We start from the raw sequence: 17,089 nt of genomic DNA, 5'->3' as shown, positions 1-17,089 counted from the left end.
GTTCTTATGGGTTACACGCGATCAATGATTTTTTCTCCGAACAAGCCTTGCGGCCTGAAGAGAAGAAACACCAGCGCCAGCACATACGCGAACCAGATCTCGATACCCCCGCCCACATACGGGCCCAGATACACCTCGGAGAGCTTCTCGCCCACGCCGATGATGAGCCCGCCGATGATGGCGCCGGGCACCGAGGTCAGGCCGCCGAGGATCACCACGGGCAGGGCGCGCAGGGCCACCGTGGTCAGCGAGAACTGCACACCGAGCTTGGAGCCCCAGATCATCCCGGCCACCAGGGCCACGACGCCGGCCACGCACCACACGATCACCCAGATGCGATTGAGCGGAATGCCGATCGACTGGGCGGCCTGGTGGTCGTCGGCCACGGCGCGCAGGGCGCGGCCGGTGGAGGTCTTCTGGAAGAACACGCTGAGCAGCACCACCAGCGCGGCGGCGATGCCGGCGGCGATCACGTCTTCCTTGTTGACCAGCACGCCGCCCTGGAACATGGATTCGAGCAGGAACACCGGGTCCTTGGGCATGCCGATGTCGATCTTGTAGATGTCGCTGCCGAACATCGTCTGGCCCAGGCCTTCGAGGAAGTAGGTGATCCCGAGCGTGGCCATGAGCAAGGTGGCGCCCTCCTGGTTCACGAGGTGGCGCAGCACCAGCTTCTCGATGAGCCAGGCCACCACGAACATGATGGCGCCGGCGATGACGAAGGCCGCCACGGTGGCCACCACGGGGCTGGCGATGCCGGTCCACTTGGGGATCCATTCGGCAAAGCGCGCCATGGCCAGGGCGGCGAACAGCACCATCGCGCCCTGCGCGAAGTTGAAGACGCCCGAGGCCTTGTAGATCAGCACGAAGCCCAGTGCCACCAGCGAGTACAGCATGCCGGCCATGAGGCCGCCGATCAGTGTTTCAAGAAAGAATGCCATGGTTGTTGTTCTCCTGATCGGTCAATGCGAGGTGCCCAGGTAGGCGCTGATCACGTCCTGGTTGTTGCGCACCTCGTCGGGGGTCCCGTCGCCGATCTTCTTGCCGTAGTCGAGCACCACCACGCGGTCGGAGATGTCCATCACCACGCCCATGTCGTGCTCGATGAGCACGATGGTGGTGCCGAACTCGTCGTTCACGTCGAGGATGAAGCGGCACATGTCCTGCTTTTCCTCGACGTTCATGCCGGCCATGGGCTCATCGAGCAGCAGCACCTGCGGCTCCATGGCCAGGGCGCGGCCCAGGTCCACGCGCTTTTGCAGGCCATAGGGCAACTGGCCGACGGGGGTCTTGCGGTAGGCCTGGATTTCCAGGAAGTCGATGATGTGCTCGACGAACTCGCGGTGGCGGATCTCCTCGCGCTCGGCCGGGCCGATGCGCAGCGCCTGCAGCAGCAGGTTGCTTTTGATCTTCAGGTTGCGCCCGGTCATGATGTTGTCGATGACGCTCATGCCCTTGAACAGCGCCAGGTTCTGGAAGGTGCGCGCCACGCCCATCTCGGCCACCTGGCGCGAGTTCATGTGCGAGAAGGTCTTGCCGCGGAAGGTGATGGAGCCGTCCTGCGGCGTGTACACGCCGTTGATGCAGTTGAGCATGGAGCTCTTGCCCGCGCCGTTGGGCCCGATGATGGCGCGGATCTCGTGCTCCTTGACGTTGAAGGAGATGTCGGTGAGCGCCTTCACGCCGCCGAACCGCAGGCTGATGTTCTTGACGTCGAGGATGACGTCGCCGATCTTTTTTTGGTTCATGGTGGGGTGTTGCTGCTCGGGCGGGTAGAGAGCGGGTTTCATGCGGCGGCCTTGATGGGGGCAAAGGTCTTGGTATCCGACAGCTTGAGCGTGGCGCTCACACTGCCCGTGCGGCCGTCCTCGAACTTGACCTGGGTCTCGATGAACTGCTCGGTGCGCCCGGCGTACAGCGCCTCGACCAGCACGCCATACTTGTCGGCGATGAAGCCGCGGCGGACCTTGTTGGTGCGCGTGAGTTCGCCGTCGTCGGCATCGAGCTCCTTGTGCAGCACCAGGAAGCGGCTGACCTGGCTGCCGGCCAGCAGCGCGTCGCTCGCCAGGTCGGCATTGACCTTCTCCACGCATTCGCGGATGAGTTCGTACACCTCAGGCTTTTGCGCCAGGTCGGTGTAGCCGGCATAGGGCAGGTTGCGGCGCTCGGCCCAGTTGCCGACGGCGTCGAAGTCGATGTTGACCATCACGCAGACCTTCTCGCGGCCGTCGCCCAGGGCGACGACTTCCTTGATGTGCGGGAAGAACTTGAGCTTGTTCTCGACGTACTTGGGCGCGAACATGGCGCCATCGTTGGCACCGCCCTTGATGCGGCCCACGTCCTTCACGCGGTCGATGATCTTGAGATGGCCCTGCGCGTCGAGAAAGCCGGCGTCGCTGGTGTGGTACCAGCCGTCGGCGGTGAGCACCTCGGCCGTGGCCTTGGGGTTCTTGTAGTACTCCTTGAGCAGGCCGGCGGACTTGACGAGGATCTCGCCGTTGTCGGCCACCTTGATCTCGACGCCGCGGATGGGCACGCCCACGGTGTCGGCGCGCGCCTGGTTGTCGGGTTGCAGGCAGACGAAGACGGCGGTCTCGGTGGAGCCGTAGAGCTGCTTGAGGTTGATGCCGATGGAGCGGTAGAAGGTGAACAGGTCGGGCCCGATGGCTTCGCCCGCCGTGTAGGCCACCCGCACCCGCGAGAAGCCCAGGTTGTTGCGCAGCGGGCCATAGACCAGCAGGTTCCCGAGGGCGTACTTGATGCGGTCGAGGGCGCCCACGGGCTGGCCGTCCATGAGCGCCGGGCCCACGCGCTGGGCCACGGACATGCAGGCCTGGAACATCTTGCGCTTCAAGCGGCCGGCGTCCTCCATGCGGATCATCACGCTGGTGAGCAGGCCTTCGAAGATGCGCGGTGGCGCGAAGTAGTAGGTGGGGCCCACTTCCTTGAGGTCGATGGTCACGGTGCTGGCCGACTCGGGGCAATTGACCACGTAGCCGCAGGCCAGCCACTGCGAGTAGCTGAAGATGTTCTGGCCGATCCAGGCCGGGGGCAGGTAGGCCAGCACCTCTTCGCTGCCGGTGAGCTTGTCGAACTCGGCACCGGCCGAGGCGCGGTCGAGCAGGGTGCTGTGCGTGTGCACCACGCCCTTGGGGTTGCCGGTGGTGCCCGAGGTGAAGAACATGGCGGCCACGTCGCCGGGTTGCGCCTTGGCGACTTCGTCACGGAACCATGTCGGGTGCTGGGCGGCAAAGGCCTTGCCCGCTTCGATCAAGGCGTCCAGGGATGACAGGCCCTCTTCCTGGTAGTTGCGCAGGCCGCGTGGGTCGTCGAAGAAGATGCGCGCGATCAGCGGGCACTGCTCGCGGATCTCGAGCAGCTTGTCCACCTGCTCCTGGTCTTCCACCATGCAAAAGCGCACCTCGGCATTGTTCAGCGGGAAGATGCACTCGGCACCCACGGCGTCCTGGTACAGCGGCACCGGAATGGCACCCAGGGACTGCGCGGCCAGCATGGTCGCGTACAGGCGAGGGCGGTTGGCGCCGATCACCACCATGTGCTCACCGCGCTGCAGCCCCGCCTGGTGCAGGCCGGCTGCCACATGCTCCACCAGCCGTGCCAGATCGGCCCAGCTGTGGGCCTGCCAGATGCCGTATTCTTTTTCGCGCAGGGCCGCAGCCGTGGGGCGTTCGGCGGCGTGTTGGAGCAGCAGTTGTGGGAACGTGGTCTTCATTCCGGTTCCTAAAAGTAAAAGGTGTCCGCCCGGTGACAGCCGGGAGCGCGGCCTTGTGGCTGCGTACGGGACGAATGCTAGGACCGACTTTGACGCCATCTTGTCTTGCCGACGACAATTTACGGGAAACTACTCCTCGGGTGAAACCCTGACGCACTGCCGAGGGCTGTTTTGCGGGGGTAGCGGGCGGGGTATCGCAGAGCATGTCGCGGTGGGGCGGTATCCTCACGGGCATGTACGCCCCGTTCTTCGGTCTCCAGCACCCGCCGTTCTCCATCGCCCCCGACCCGCGCTACCTGTTCATGAGCGAACGGCACCGGGAGGCGCTGGCCCATCTGCTGTATGGGCTGGATGCCGGGGGCGGCTTCGTGCTGCTCACGGGCGAGGTGGGTGCGGGCAAGACCACGGTGTGCCGCTGCTTCCTGGAGCAGATCCCCGAGAACTGCAACGTGGCCTACATCTTCAACCCCAAGCTCACGGTGGGTGAGCTGCTGCGCTCGATCTGCGACGAGTTCGGCGTGCCGCACAAGCCTGCGGTGCCGGGCCTGGAGACGATCAAGGACTGCATCGACCCGCTCAACGCGTCGCTGCTGGCGGCGCATGCCAGCGGCCGCAACAACGTGCTCATCATCGACGAGGCGCAGAACCTCGAGGCCGACGTGCTCGAGCAGCTGCGCCTGCTGACCAACCTGGAGACCAGCGAGCGCAAGCTGCTGCAGATCATCCTCATCGGCCAGCCCGAGTTGCGCAGCATGGTCGCGCGACCCTCGCTGGAGCAACTGGCGCAGCGCGTGATCGCGCGCTTTCACCTCGACGCGCTGAGCGCGCAGGAGACGCAGCAGTACATTGCGCACCGGCTGGCCGTGGCCGGGTTGCGCGGCCCGGTGCCGTTCAGCCGGCGCGCCCTGCGGCGCGTGCATGCTCTTTCGCGCGGCATACCGCGGCGCATCAACCTGCTGTGCGACCGGGCGCTGCTCGGTGCCTATGCGGCTGGCACGCGCGAGGTGAGCACCGCCATCGTCGAGCGTGCAGCGCGCGAGGTGTTCGGTGCGCCCGTGCCCGCTGCGGCGGCCACCGCAACGCGCCCCGGTCGGGCCGGCCTGCCGCGCTGGGCCGTGGCTGGTGCCGGAGTGGTGGCGGGCGCGGCCATTGTGGCCGCCACGGGGTGGGCCCTGGGCCTGCGGTCCTCCCAAACGCCGGCGGCGGTGAAGGCTGCGAGCACGGCCCCCGTGGCGCCGCAGCGCGCGGCTTCCGCGCCGGTGGCCAGGCCGCCCGCGGTCACGGCCTCGGCGGCGGCCGTGAGCGCCGGCGTGGCCTCCCAGGCAGTGCCCGCATCTGCCGCCACGTCGGCCGCCAGCAGCATGCCGGCCCCGGTGTCCGGGCTGCAGCAATTCCTGATGGCACAGCAGTCTAGTGATGCGGCGGCCTGGCAGGCCCTGGCCTCGGCCTGGGGCGCCAAGGTGGCCGAAGGCGCCGATGCCTGTGCCACACTGCCCCGCGATGGGCTGCGCTGCTACCGCAACCGGCGTGCGGGGCTGAACCTGATCCGCCAGATCGACCGGCCCGTGCTGCTCACGCTGTTCCCCTCGGAGGAGGGGGACAACGCCGTCTCGGCCGTGCTGCGCGGCCTGGACGACGACATGGCCACGCTGGAGAGTGGTGGCCGCACGCTGCATGTGCCGTTGGCCGACCTGGCGCAGGTATGGCGCGGCGACATGGCCACCCTGTGGCGGGCCCCGCCCGGCATGCCTGACAAGGGCGAGATCACCGAGAGCCCGGCGGGTGCGGCCTGGCTCGATGCACGCCTTGCTTCCAAGGCGGCCGGCGGCTCCGGGCCCAGCAGCCGGCCCGTGACGCCTGCGCTGCGGCAGTCGCGCATCCACCGCTTCCAGCTGGCCCAGGGCGTGACGCCCGATGGCCGGGCTGGCCCCCTGACCCTCATGCTGCTCAACCGCGCCGCCGGCGTGAAAGAACCGCGCCTGCGCACCGGAGCCTGATCCCCATGTCCTACATCCTTGATGCGCTGCGGCGCGCTGAAGCCGAGCGGGGTCGGGGCGCCGTGCCGGGCATCCATACGCAGGCCCTGCCCACGCCGGGGGCGCCCGCGGACCGTCCCGGCTCTGCCAACCTGGTGCTGGTGGGCGCGGCCGGGGTGGCCGTGGCCGCCCTCGCCGCAGGTGGTACCTGGTGGGCCATGCAGCGCCATGCCGATGTGCCAGGTGCTGCAGCAGTGGTGGCCACGGCCCCGCCGAAGCCTGCGCTGCCCGTACCCGCACCGGCGCCCGTGGTGGTTGCTGCGGCACCTGCCGTCGCCCCTGCGCCGGTGCCAGCGCCGGTGCCTTCGGCACCGTTGGCCAGCCCCCCCCTCGCACCGGCCACGGTGGAACCGCGCCCCGTGGCGCAAAAGCGGGTCGCCGAAGCGGCGCGGGAGCCGTCCGCGGCGCCTTCGGCTGCGGTTCGCCCGCGCGAGGCGCAGGCCGCGCAGCGGGACCCGGGGCCTTCCACGGCCGCTGCCGCGCCGCCCGTGGCGGTCGCCGCGAACAGCCCCGTGTTCGCGCAGAACGAGCTGCCCCCTTCGGTGCGCGAGCAACTGCCGGTGCTGCAGGTCACGGGCGCGACCTATTCCAGCAATCCCGCGCACCGCATGGCCATCGTCAATGGCCAGGTGCTGCAGGAGGGCGACCAGGCCGCACCCGGGCTCAAGCTTGAACGCATCGAGCAGGGCCGCACCGTCTGGTCGTTCCGCGGCTACCGCTACGCCGTGGCGCCGCAGTAGCCCGGCTGAAAGGCCTGCTAGCGCAGAAAGCGCCCGTCCCGCCCTATCAGCGTGAGTTCCACGAAGCGCGAGGCATTGCGGTCCGGCGTGCTGGCATTGATCTCGAAGCCGCCCAGGTCCCATTTCTTGAGGTTCCAGGTGGCGTCGATGAAGGCGGTGCGCGTCGGGTTGCGGCCGGCGCGCTGCAGGGCCTCGGCGAACACCCGGGCGTTCAGATAGCCTTCGAGCGCCAGGTGCGAGGGCTCGGCCGTGGCGCCCGAGGCCTTCCACGCAGCCTGGAAGTCGCGCACCACTGGCATCACCACATTGGACGGCAGGGGCACCACCTGCGAGATGGCCATGCCCGTGGCGTCGGCACCGAGCGCCTTCACCGTGGCGGGAGTGCCCATGACCGACAGCGCATACAGCGTCACCCCGCGCTTGAGTGCGCGAAAGGCCTTCACGAACTCCAGCGTGGGTTTGCCTGCCAGGCCGATGACGATGGCCTCCAGATCGGCGCCCGCCAGCTTGGCGGCCGCAGCACCGGCGTCGGAGGCATTGTTCTCCACCGTCACGGTGACCGCGGCGGGCAGCTTGAGCTTGCCCATGGACTGCTCGGCGGCGCTGAACACCTCCTTGCCGAAGGAGTTGTTCTGGTAGACGATGCCGATGCGCTGGATGCCGATGGTCGACAGGTGCTGCACCAGCTTCTCGGCCTCGTCAGCGTAGCTGGCGCGGATGTTGAACACGCTGCGCGCGTTCTTCGTGCGGCTCAGCTGGGCGCCCGTGAAGGGGGCGAAGAAGGGGACGCCGCTTTCGACCACCTTGGGCAGCATGGCGTCGATCATGGGCGTGCCCATGCAGTTGAAGAGGGCGAAGTTGCCCGGGTCGGCCAGGAACTTGTCCACGTTGGCCAGGGCTTTGGGCACCTCGTAGGCGTCGTCCAGCGTGGTCAGTTCGATGCTGCGGCCATGCACGCCGCCCCTGGCATTGATGCCGGCAAACGCCGCCTTGGCGCCCTGGTGCATGGCCGATCCGAGGTCGCCCAGCGGCCCCGTGAGGGCGGTGGACTGGCCGATGCGGATCGGCCCGTCCTGTGCCAGGGCGCTGCTGCTGCCCCAGTGGGCCAGGGGCAGGGCGATGGCGCTGCTCAGCAGGGTGCGCCGGCGAAGCGCCGGCTTGGGGAGGTGGATACCGCCTGTCGTCATGTCGTGATGTCTCCGTGCTCTTGGAATGGGGGTTCGGGTCCCCTCGGACGCCCATCATCCGCAGCCGATTGGCGAAAATCTATCGTTGCGGCGACAATTCGGATCGTGGTATTCCCGCACGCATCCAGCCGCCCCTGTTCCCGCCACCGAGTTCCATGAACCAGGATCTGTCACTGCACCAGCGCCGGCGCCTGCCCACGCCGGCCGAGCTGGCCAACATCCCCTGGCTGACACAGTTGCAGCCCGCAGAGCGCGAGCGCGCCGAGGCGGCGTTGCTGGTGGGTGACGCGGCGCCCGGCGACTACGTGTGCCGTGTGGGCCGGCCCGTGACCTACTGGTTCGGCGTGGTGGAAGGCTTGCTCAAGATGAGCAGCGACAACGCGCAGGGCCAGACCATGACCTACACCGGCGTGCCACCCGGCGGCTGGTTCGGCGAGGGAACGGCCATGAAGCGCGAGCCCTACCGCTACAACATCCAGGCGCTGCGCAAGAGCGTCGTGGCCGGCCTGCCGATCGACACCTTCCACTGGCTGCTGGACCACTCCATCGGCTTCAATCGCTTCGTGATGAACCAGCTCAACGAGCGCCTGGGCCAGTTCATCGCCGCGCGCGAGATCGACCGGCTGAACAACCCCGATGTGCGCGTGGCGCGCAGCCTGGCCTCGCTGTTCAACCCCGTGCTCTACCCTGGCGTGGGCGAGGTGCTGCGCATCACCCAGCAGGAGCTGGCCTACCTGGTGGGGCTGTCGCGCCAGCGTGTGAACGAGGCACTGGCGGCGCTGGAAGTGGAAGGGGCCATCCGCGTGGAATACGGCGGCCTGCGCGTGCTGGACCTGGCCGCGCTGCAGTCGAGCATCTTCCAGCGGCTGGCAGAGCCGCGCACCGCCGCTGCCGACGCTGCGTAGCCGCGCCGGTCAGCCGTGCCTTTCAGCCGCGCGGCAGGGCGGGAACGCCAGCCTTGCGCTGGCCCACCTTGGGGGGCGGCGCGGGGACTGCCGCCAAGGCCTCGGGCGCACCCTGCCATTCGCGGTCGTCGGTGCGGTCGCGGCGCAGGCGGAAGGTGTGCACCATCTGGGTGAGGCGCCCGGCCTGTTCCTTGAGGCTGTCGGCGGCTGCGGCACCTTCTTCCACCAGGGCGGCGTTCTGCTGCGTCATCTCTTCGAGCGCGCCTACGGACTGGCTGACCTCACCGATGCGCTGGCTCTGCTCCTGCGTGGCGGCGGTGATCTCGCCCATGATGTCCGACACGCGGCGCACGGAGGTCACGAGTTCCTCGATGGTCTTGCCCGCATGGTTCACGAGGGTGCTGCCCTCCTGCACATGCTCCACGCTGGCACCGATCAAGGTTTTGATTTCCTTGGCCGCCTGGGCGGCACGGCCGGCCAGGTTGCGCACCTCGCTGGCCACCACGGCGAAACCGCGGCCCTGCTCGCCCGCGCGGGCGGCTTCCACCGCCGCATTCAGCGCCAGGATGTTGGTCTGGAAGGCGATGCCGTCGATCACGCTGGTGATGTCGGCGATCTTGCGCGAACTGCCGCTGATGGTGTCCATGGTACGCACCACCTGGGAGACCACTTCGCCGCCGCGCGTGGCCGCGTCCGACGCCGAGGAGGCCAACTGGTTGGCCTGGCGCGCGGCGTCGGCGCTTTGCGACACGGTGCCTGTCAGGTCGGCCAGGGCATTGGCGGCGCCCTGCAGGTTGTGCGAGGTCTGCTCGGTGCGCTGGCTCAGGTCGAGGTTGCCCGAGGCGACTTCGGAGCTGGCCACGAGGATGGATTCCGCCGTACCGCCGATGTCGCCCACCAGGCTGCGCAGGCGGTCCTGCATGGCGGCAATGGCTTCGAGCAGGCGCCCGGTCTCGTCGTGGATGCGCACCTCCACCTGCGAGGTGAGGTCCCCGCGCGCGATGCGCTCGGCCACCACCACCGCGCGGCCGATGGGTGCGGTGATGCTGCTGGTGATGCGCCAGGCGATGAGCGCGCCCAGGCCGATGGCCAGCAGCACCAGCGCACCACCCGTCCAGCGCGCCCGGCTCTGCGTGACCTCGGCCGAGGCCGTGGCCTGGCTGTTCAAGGTGTTCTGCAGCTCAATCAGCTCGGCCAGCTTGCTGCGCCAGGCGGCTTCCAGCGGGGCGACCTTGGTCATGAGGTTCAGCGTGGCGCTCACGGTATCGCCATCGTCGGCGGCCTTCATCGCGGCATCGAGCTCGGGGCGGCTCTTGCGGCCGAGCTCCTGCACCTCGCCCAGCAGCTTGCGTTCTGCCTCGCTCGTGCCGTCGGCCTTGAGCAGGTCGGCCAGGCTGGCTTCCTGGCGGGCATAGCCCTGCAGGGACTTCTCGGCGTTCTTGATCTGGTCGCGTGCCTGCTTGGGATCGATCTCGTTGAGCATGGCGGCCGAGCGGCTCTGGATGCCGATGGCGCTCACGCTGTCCAGCATTTCATTGACCAGCCGGGTCTTGGTGGCGCCGGTGCCGGTGACCTGCAGCAGGTGCTCGTGCAGCTTGCCGACCGAGAGCTGACCCACGGCCGCCACCGCGATCAACAAGACAAGCAGGCAGCCGAAACCCAGGCCCAGGCGGCTGGAGATCGATAACGATTTGAGGGACGAGGCGGCCGGCATGGAGGTCCTTGGCTGTTGAATTCGATGGGGTGGCACGAAGCAATAACGGTGCCCGGACAGGCGATTGGCCTGCAACGCTGGTGGCGCCAGGGGCGCCCACAGTGTAGGGATAAATGTCACAAAATGTTATGAGGCTTCAGGATGGTCCCATGCACCACCGGCATGAAACTGTTACAAACAGGAGGCTCCTCCCAGGATCGGCGGGGGGCGCGGTCATCGCCGCAGGCATCGGCATGCCCGCCGGCATGAAAGCGCCCGCTGTTACATATGTCCCCTGGTGTGGCTGCTATCTTTTTTGATGATTGCAAAGACAATGCATGGCCACTGTAATACGCCACGCCCGGGGTCTATCGGGTATAAACCCGTTACAGTTTCTGCAAAGGATGCTCCATGAGCCGCTTCCACACCTCCTTTCGTTTGCATGGTGTCCTGGGCACGCTGGTGCTCATGGGCCTGGCCGCATGTACCGGCGGTCCGATGCCCGACGCATCCGAGCGCCGCGAACGCCTCGTGGCGGTGACGGCCGACCACGAACTCATCGTGTTCGATGCGCGCCGGCCCGACACCGTCCTCGAACGCCGGCGCGTGACGGGCCTGGCCTCGGGCGAACGGCTGATCGGCGTGGACTTTCGCGTGGCCAAGGGCGTGCTGTATGCCCTGTCGCAGGCGGGGCGCCTGTACACGCTCGACATCTCCAGCGGTGCCTTGACGGCGGTGGGCACCGCGCCCGCGGCGGTGTCGCTCACGGGCGCATCCTTCGGCTTCGATTTCAACCCGGCGGCGGACCGCATCCGCGTGGTGTCGTCCTCGGGGCTCAACCTGCGCCTGCACCCCGACACGGGTGCCCTGGTCGATGGCGACCCCGCCCAGCCGGGCGTACAGCCCGATCCGGTGCTGCACTACGTGGCCGGTGACGTGAACGCCGGCCGCGTACCCGACGTGGTGGCAGCCGGCTACACCTACAACCCGCAGGACAGCAAGATCACCACCAACTACGCCATCGACCGCGCCCGCGGTGCGCTGGTGATGCAGGGCTCGCGCGAAGGCGCCACGCCCGTGGTGTCGCCCAACACCGGCCAGCTGCGCACCGTGGGTTCCCTCGGCCTGGGGCCGTTGTCCGACGCCTCCTTCGACATCTCCGACGTGGGCAATGTGGCCTTGCTGGCCGCACGCACGGCCGGCGATCCGCGCTCGCGCCTGTACAAGGTGGACCTCGCGTCCGGCCGCGCCATCTCGCTGGGCGTGATCGGCAGCGGGGCGGCCTTGGCGGGAATGGCCATAGAACCATGAACACGCGGCCCGTCCTGGCGCAACGGCTGCTGGTGCACGGATGTGTGCTGGTGGGCTGGATGGCGACCATGGCGGGCCTGGCGCAGGCCGCCTCCGTGCAGGTGGACCTGACCGACGCGGCGGGCAAGCCCCTGGCCGATGCCGTGGTGTTCCTCGAATCGGCCGAGGCCAAGCGCCTCGTCAAACCCCAGCCCGGCGTGGAGATGGCGCAGGAAAAGCGCCAGTTCGCACCGGTGATGATGGTGATCCCCGTGGGGACCGAGGTGCTGTTCCCCAACCGCGACACGGTGCGCCACCACGTCTACTCCTTTTCGCCCACCAAGAAGTTCGAGCTCAAGCTCTACACGGGTACACCAAGCAAGCCGGTGCTCTTCGACCAGGCCGGCGTGGTGGTGCTGGGCTGCAACATCCATGACCAGATGACCGGCTGGATCCTGGTGGTGGACACGCCCTACTACGCCAGTTCGTCCGCAACCGGCAGGGTCCTGCTCGACAACGTGCCTGCGGGCAGCTACAAGCTCAGGGCCTGGCACAACCGGCTGCCGGTGGGTGCCCCGGCCCTGGAGCAGGCGCTGACCGTGCCATCCACCGGCGTGGCCAGTGCCTCGGTGCGCATGGCGGGGCTGCAGCCTTGAACCTGTCCCTGCTGCGGCGCAGTCTCATCCTGAGGCTGGTGGGCATCTCCTTGCTGCTGCTGCTCATCGTGCAGGCGGCCGGCTTTGCGGTGGTGCGCGCCAGCATCGAGCGCAATGCGCGCAGCCAGATCGCCCGCGCCCTCGACACCGACGAGAACGTCTGGCGGCGCCTGCTGGACCAGAATGCGGACAAGCTGCGCCAGGGGTCGGCCCTGCTGGCGGCCGACTACGGCTTTCGCTCGGCCATCAATTCGGATGACGAGGAGACCATCCAGTCGGTGCTGGAGAACCATGGCAGCCGCATCGGCGCGGCCGTGACCGCGCTGCTGGGCACCAACCTGGAGTTGCGCGCGGCCAGCCTGTCGGACGACATGCTGGACTTTCCCGCCACGCTGCGCCAGGTAGTGCCGCCCCTTGCGGCCCAGCCGCAGGGCAGCCAGGTGGCCATGATGGCGGGCGTGCCCTACCAGTTCGTGATGGTGCCGATGCGGGCGCCGGTGGTCATCGGCTGGGTGCTGATGGGCTTTCCCATCGGCCAGCCGCTGGCCGAAGAAATGCGGCGCCTGCTGTCGGTGCAGGTGGCCGTGGTGGTCAAGGCGGCAGATGGCAGCGTGTCGGTGCCCGTGACCACGCTGTCGGCACCGGCGCTGGCCAGCCTGCACCGCCAGGGCCTGCCGCTGGCAGAGCTCAAGACTGCCGAGGGGACGCTGCTGGTGCGCGAGGCCCCCCTGGGCAACGCGGGCAACGAGGTGAAGACGCTGCTGCTGCGCTCGGTGGACGAGGTGGTGGCGCCGTACCAGCAGCTGCAGGTGCTGCTGGCCATCATCACCATCGCGGGCGTGCTGTTGTTTGCAGCCGGCACCGGGCTGGTGGCCACGCGCCTGACCACGCCCCTGCGCTCCCTGCTGGCGGCCACCCAGCGCCTGTCGCGCGGCGAATACGGGGTGCCGCTCTCGCATACCGGGCGCAAGGACGAGATCGGCAACCTGGCCCGCTCCTTCGACCGCATGCGCCTCGATATCGGCAGCCAGCAGGCCGAGATCCGCCGCCTGGCCTACTGGGACCGGCTCACCGGCCTGCCCAACCGGGAACGCTTTCGCGAAGCTGTGGTGCACGCCATCGATGCCCAGGTGGGCGACGCGCTGCGGCCCCTGACGGTGCTCACGCTCGACCTGGACCGTTTCAAGCATGTGAACGACGTGCTCGGCTATGCCTTCGGCGACCGCCTGCTGCAGGCCGTGGCCGAACGCCTCAAGGAGCAGGTGACGGGCGACAGCGACATGGTGGCTCGGCTCGGCGGCAACGAGTTCGCCATGCTGCTGCTGCGCACCGACGCCAAGGGCGCGCAGGCCGTGGCCCAGCGTATCAACCAGTCGTTCGAAGAGCCGCTGGCCTTCGAGGACCAGACGGTGGACCTGAGCGCCGGCATGGGCTTCGCCTGCTGGCCCGCGGATGCGGAGGATGCCGACACGCTGCTCAGCCGCTCCGAGATCGCGATGTACGCCGCCAAGCGCAAGCTCAGTGGCGCGCTGCGCTACGACGCTTCGTTCGACTCGGCCAGCACCCAGACCCTGTCGCTGCTGACCGAGCTGCGCCGTGCCGTGGAGCACGACGAACTGCGCCTGTACCTGCAGCCCAAGGTGCCGCTGCACGGGCAGGGGGGGCTCGCGGCCGAGGCCCTGGTGCGCTGGCAGCATCCCCAGCGCGGCCTGGTGCCGCCCATGGACTTCATTCCGTTTGCCGAGCAGACGGGCTTCGTGCGCCAGCTCACGCTGTGGATGTTCGAGGAGGTGGCGCGCCTGCTGGCCGATCCGCGCACGGCCGACCTGCCGCTGCGCATCTCGGTCAACCTGTCCACGCGCGACCTGCTCGATCCGGAGCTGCACACCCGGCTGGGCGCCATCCTCACGCGCCATGGCGTGCAGGCCAGCGCCTTCTGCCTGGAGATCACCGAGAGCGCCATCATGGACGACCCGCTGCGTGCCGAGGCCATGCTCAACCGCCTGTCCGAGCAGGGCTTCAAGCTCTCCATCGACGATTTCGGCACCGGCTATTCGTCGCTGGCCTACCTCAAGCGCCTGCCGGTGGACGAGCTCAAGATCGACAAGTCCTTCGTGATGGGCATGGAGGCGGGTGAGGACGACGCGATGATCGTGCGCTCCACCATCGACCTGGCCCACAACCTGGGCCTCACGGTGGTGGCCGAGGGGGTGGAGAACCTGGCCATCCTCGACCGGTTGCGTGCCCTGTCCTGCGACGAGGCGCAGGGCTACCACATCAGCCGACCGCTGGGGGTCGAGGATTTCCTGGCCTGGCAGTCCCGCCAGATCGCCGCCACCGCCCCGTGAGGGGCCCGGGGCCGCTGTTCGGCGCCTGCTTTGTGCGGCCATGCGCCCAAACGGTCGCGCAGGGGTGAAAATACGGGCAATGCCTTCTTCCCGTCCCCCCGCCGCCCCGGCCGCCGAGCCCGGTGACCAGCCACCCCGGCGCGCCGTGTTGCGCCGCCCCGCCGCGCCGCCTGCTTCTTCGCCACCCGCATCGGCCACGCCGCGCGCTTCGGCACCTGCTGCAGCCCGCGGCAATGCACGGCCCGATGCGCGCCCGCAATCCCGACCCACCGCCGCGGCGCCGCAGGCGCGCGGCAACGTGTGGCGCGCCGAGCCCGCGCCGCCGGCTTCGCGCGGGCCGGCCCCTGCCCGTGGCGCCCCGCCATCCTCTGCCGCCGCACCCATGCGCCCGGCCGTGCCGGTCAAGACCACGGCGGCCGCCGCAGGCACCGCGCGCCTGAACAAGCGCATGGCCGAACTCGGCCTGTGTTCGCGCCGCGAGGCCGACGACTGGATCGCCCACGGCTGGGTCAAGGTCAACGGCGAGGTGGCGCCCATGGGCCTGCAGGTGCTGCCCACCGACCGCATCGAGGTGGACAAACGTGCCCAGGGCCAGCAGGAGCAGCAGGTCACCATCCTGCTGCACAAGCCCATGGGCTATGTGAGCGGGCAGGCCGAGGACGGCCACACGCCCGCCGTGGCGCTGATCAACCCCCGCACCCACTGGCGCGACGACCCGGGTCGCATGCGCTTTTCGCCGCCGCAGTTGCGCGGCCTGGCACCGGCCGGCCGGCTGGACATCGACTCGGTGGGCCTGCTGGTGCTCACGCAGGACGGCCGTGTGGCGCGCCAGCTGATCGGTGAGGACTCCACGGTGGACAAGGAATACCTGGTGCGCGTGCAGTACGGCGAGGTCGCCACCGAAGTGCAGGCCGCATTTCCGGCCGCGCAGCTGGCGCGCCTGTGCCATGGCCTGGAGCTCGACGGCCAGCCGCTCAAGCACGCCAAGGTCGAATGGCAGAACCCCGAACAGCTGCGTTTCGTGCTCACCGAAGGCAAGAAGCGCCAGATCCGCCGCATGTGCGAGCTGGTGGGTCTCAGGGTGGTGGGGCTCAAGCGCATCCGCATCGGCCGGGTGACGCTGGGCAACCTGCCGGTGGGCCAGTGGCGCTATCTCTTGCCGCACGAGCAGTTCTGAGTCCTGCGCGGCTCCCGCCACCTTTCATTGACCGGAGCCTGCCATGCCATCCAAACCCTCCCCCGCGCGTGCCCTGCGCCAGCTGCGGCCTTCCGACCTGCGCGGTGCAGCCCGCCTGGCCACCCAGGCCACGGCCAGCATCAGCCGCGTGGCCGAAGGGGTGCACCAATCGGTGCTGGGCACCATGGGCCTGCCGGGCGCCGCCGCACCGGGCCGCACGCGCGGTCTGACCGGCATGGTCTATGGCGGTGTGCGGGGCATCACGCGCCTCGTCGATGCCGGCCTGCAGGCCGCCTTGCTGCGGCTGGAACCCTTCGTCGCCACGCCCGACGAGGCGCAGGACGTGCCGCGCGAGCGCCTGGCCGTGCTGGCTGCGCTCAACGGTGTGATGGGCGACCGCCTGGCAGAGGACGGCAACCCGCTGGCCACCTCCATGGGCTTTTACCAGCAGGGCCGGCCGCTGGACCTGGCGGCGCTGCGGGCGGCAGGCACGGCATCGGGCCACCTGCTGGTGCTGGTGCACGGCCTGTGCATGAACGACCTGCAATGGGAGCACGAGGGCCATGACCATGGCGTCCACCTGGCGCAGGCCATGGGCTGCACGCCTGTGTACCTGCGCTACAACACGGGGCAGCACACCTCCACCAATGGTGCCGAGCTCGCGCGGCAGCTGCAGGCGCTGGTCGCCGCCTGGCCGGTGGCGATCACGCGGCTGAGCATCGTGGGCCACAGCATGGGGGGCCTGGTGGCACGCAGCGCCTGCCAGCAGGCCGAGCAGGCGGGGCTGTCCTGGCGTGGCTTGCTGCAGCACCTGGTGTGCCTGGGCACGCCGCACCATGGTGCACCGCTGGAGCGTGCGGGCCATTGGGTGGACCGGTTGCTGGGCAGCACCCCGTACTCGCGCCCCTTTGCCCGGCTGACCGGGCTGCGCAGCGCCGGCATCACCGACCTGCGCCACGGCCATGTGCTGGATGCGGACTGGCTGGGGCGTGACCGTTTCCGCAAGAGCCCGGACATGCGCACCCCGTTGCCATTGCCCGCTGGCGTGCTGTGCTGTACCGTGGCGGCCACCCTGGCTGCCCAGCGCAGCCCGGTGGCCGAACGGCTGGTGGGTGATGGCCTGGTGCCGCTGCACAGTGCCCTGGGCTGGCATGATGACCCTGCCAGGCGGCTGGAATTTGCGCGGGCGCAGCAGTGCGTGGTGCATCGGGCCGGGCACCTGCAATTGCTGGGGGATGTCCGCGTGGCGCGACAATTGGTGCGCTGGCTGGCACCGGCAGGCTGAGCCGGGGTGCCGGCTGTCGCCTTTATTTGTGCCGGTACG

The 17,089-nt window shown here is 68.9% G+C and carries 13 protein-coding genes; 8 read left to right on the top strand and 5 right to left on the bottom strand.

The genetic code is table 11. The features are described 5' to 3' along the window. Positions 1 to 11: 11 nt before the first annotated feature. From AC07PF_RS03700 to AC07PF_RS03690, 3 genes are read right to left on the bottom strand one after another with little or no spacing between them, the layout of a single operon-like run. Entirely contained in the window at positions 12 to 941 is a 930-nt protein-coding gene (locus tag AC07PF_RS03700) for a branched-chain amino acid ABC transporter permease (RefSeq protein ID WP_007854336.1), read from the bottom strand. 21 nt (positions 942 to 962) lie between these two features. After that, positions 963 to 1,748: an ABC transporter ATP-binding protein gene (locus tag AC07PF_RS03695; RefSeq protein WP_035203413.1), complete on the bottom strand. Its 786-nt coding sequence runs from the start codon at positions 1,746 to 1,748 to the stop codon at positions 963 to 965. 38 nt (positions 1,749 to 1,786) lie between these two features. Further along, positions 1,787 to 3,733: an AMP-dependent synthetase/ligase gene (locus tag AC07PF_RS03690; protein ID WP_494610926.1), complete on the bottom strand. Its 1,947-nt coding sequence runs from the start codon at positions 3,731 to 3,733 to the stop codon at positions 1,787 to 1,789. A gap of 233 nt (positions 3,734 to 3,966) precedes the next feature. Here AC07PF_RS03690 and AC07PF_RS03685 point away from each other — a divergent pair, with 233 nt between their 5' ends. Together AC07PF_RS03685 and AC07PF_RS03680 are read left to right on the top strand one after the other, a co-directional pair. Further along, entirely contained in the window at positions 3,967 to 5,730 is a 1,764-nt protein-coding gene (locus AC07PF_RS03685) for an ExeA family protein (protein ID WP_494610925.1), read from the top strand. A 5-nt stretch (positions 5,731 to 5,735) separates the two neighbouring features. Next, a complete protein-coding gene (locus tag AC07PF_RS03680; RefSeq protein ID WP_494609242.1) occupies positions 5,736 to 6,509 on the top strand; it encodes a general secretion pathway protein GspB in 774 nt (257 codons plus the stop codon). Positions 6,510 to 6,526: 17 nt separating this feature from the next. Here the strand turns inward: AC07PF_RS03680 and AC07PF_RS03675 are convergent, their stop codons facing one another. Next, positions 6,527 to 7,696 carry an ABC transporter substrate-binding protein gene (locus tag AC07PF_RS03675; protein WP_494610924.1) on the bottom strand — a complete coding sequence of 390 codons (1,170 nt, stop codon included), beginning with the start codon at positions 7,694 to 7,696 and terminating at the stop codon, positions 6,527 to 6,529. Between the two features lie 155 nt (positions 7,697 to 7,851). Here AC07PF_RS03675 and AC07PF_RS03670 point away from each other — a divergent pair, with 155 nt between their 5' ends. Further along, positions 7,852 to 8,601, top strand: coding sequence for a Crp/Fnr family transcriptional regulator (locus tag AC07PF_RS03670; RefSeq protein ID WP_007854351.1), 750 nt, complete (start codon positions 7,852 to 7,854; stop codon positions 8,599 to 8,601). A gap of 22 nt (positions 8,602 to 8,623) precedes the next feature. Here the strand turns inward: AC07PF_RS03670 and AC07PF_RS03665 are convergent, their stop codons facing one another. After that, complete coding sequence (locus AC07PF_RS03665; protein WP_494610922.1) at positions 8,624 to 10,315, bottom strand: methyl-accepting chemotaxis protein; 1,692 nt, start codon at positions 10,313 to 10,315, stop codon at positions 8,624 to 8,626. Between the two features lie 390 nt (positions 10,316 to 10,705). Here AC07PF_RS03665 and AC07PF_RS03660 point away from each other — a divergent pair, with 390 nt between their 5' ends. From AC07PF_RS03660 to AC07PF_RS03640, 5 genes are all read left to right on the top strand, one after another. Continuing rightward, positions 10,706 to 11,605 (top strand): DUF4394 domain-containing protein, encoded by a 900-nt coding sequence (locus AC07PF_RS03660; protein WP_494609245.1) that lies wholly within the window; start codon positions 10,706 to 10,708, stop codon positions 11,603 to 11,605. Then, positions 11,602 to 12,240, top strand: a complete 639-nt coding sequence (locus tag AC07PF_RS03655; protein WP_494610921.1) for a methylamine utilization protein — start codon at positions 11,602 to 11,604, stop codon at positions 12,238 to 12,240. Before AC07PF_RS03660 ends, AC07PF_RS03655 begins: the two co-directional genes overlap by 4 nt. After that, positions 12,237 to 14,588, top strand: a complete 2,352-nt coding sequence (locus tag AC07PF_RS03650; RefSeq protein WP_494610920.1) for a putative bifunctional diguanylate cyclase/phosphodiesterase — start codon at positions 12,237 to 12,239, stop codon at positions 14,586 to 14,588. Before AC07PF_RS03655 ends, AC07PF_RS03650 begins: the two co-directional genes overlap by 4 nt. Positions 14,589 to 14,970: 382 nt before the next feature. Continuing rightward, positions 14,971 to 15,765 (top strand): pseudouridine synthase, encoded by a 795-nt coding sequence (locus tag AC07PF_RS03645; protein WP_494610999.1) that lies wholly within the window; start codon positions 14,971 to 14,973, stop codon positions 15,763 to 15,765. Positions 15,766 to 15,808: 43 nt separating this feature from the next. Next, positions 15,809 to 17,050, top strand: a complete 1,242-nt coding sequence (locus AC07PF_RS03640; protein ID WP_494610919.1) for a lipase family alpha/beta hydrolase — start codon at positions 15,809 to 15,811, stop codon at positions 17,048 to 17,050. Positions 17,051 to 17,089 lie beyond the last annotated feature (39 nt).

It is taken from the genome of Acidovorax sp. GW821-FHT10A04, from assembly GCF_059415825.1.
The sequence above is the reverse complement of the archived record's forward strand: the minus strand, read 5'-3'. Positions and strand labels throughout refer to the sequence as shown.

Excerpts from the sequence above, each read along its gene's own strand:
- AC07PF_RS03695 (WP_035203413.1), bottom strand. The coding sequence starts at position 1,748 with ATGAACCAAAAAAAGATCGGCGACGTCATCCTCGACGTCAAGAACATC.
- AC07PF_RS03680 (WP_494609242.1), top strand. The coding sequence starts at position 5,736 with ATGTCCTACATCCTTGATGCGCTGCGGCGCGCTGAAGCCGAGCGGGGT.
- AC07PF_RS03700 (WP_007854336.1), bottom strand. The coding sequence starts at position 941 with ATGGCATTCTTTCTTGAAACACTGATCGGCGGCCTCATGGCCGGCATG.
- AC07PF_RS03670 (WP_007854351.1), top strand. The coding sequence starts at position 7,852 with ATGAACCAGGATCTGTCACTGCACCAGCGCCGGCGCCTGCCCACGCCG.
- AC07PF_RS03690 (WP_494610926.1), bottom strand. The coding sequence starts at position 3,733 with ATGAAGACCACGTTCCCACAACTGCTGCTCCAACACGCCGCCGAACGC.
- AC07PF_RS03645 (WP_494610999.1), top strand. The coding sequence starts at position 14,971 with ATGCGCCCGGCCGTGCCGGTCAAGACCACGGCGGCCGCCGCAGGCACC.
- AC07PF_RS03655 (WP_494610921.1), top strand. The coding sequence starts at position 11,602 with ATGAACACGCGGCCCGTCCTGGCGCAACGGCTGCTGGTGCACGGATGT.
- AC07PF_RS03660 (WP_494609245.1), top strand. The coding sequence starts at position 10,706 with ATGAGCCGCTTCCACACCTCCTTTCGTTTGCATGGTGTCCTGGGCACG.
- AC07PF_RS03675 (WP_494610924.1), bottom strand. The coding sequence starts at position 7,696 with ATGACGACAGGCGGTATCCACCTCCCCAAGCCGGCGCTTCGCCGGCGC.
- AC07PF_RS03685 (WP_494610925.1), top strand. The coding sequence starts at position 3,967 with ATGTACGCCCCGTTCTTCGGTCTCCAGCACCCGCCGTTCTCCATCGCC.
- AC07PF_RS03640 (WP_494610919.1), top strand. The coding sequence starts at position 15,809 with ATGCCATCCAAACCCTCCCCCGCGCGTGCCCTGCGCCAGCTGCGGCCT.
- AC07PF_RS03665 (WP_494610922.1), bottom strand. The coding sequence starts at position 10,315 with ATGCCGGCCGCCTCGTCCCTCAAATCGTTATCGATCTCCAGCCGCCTG.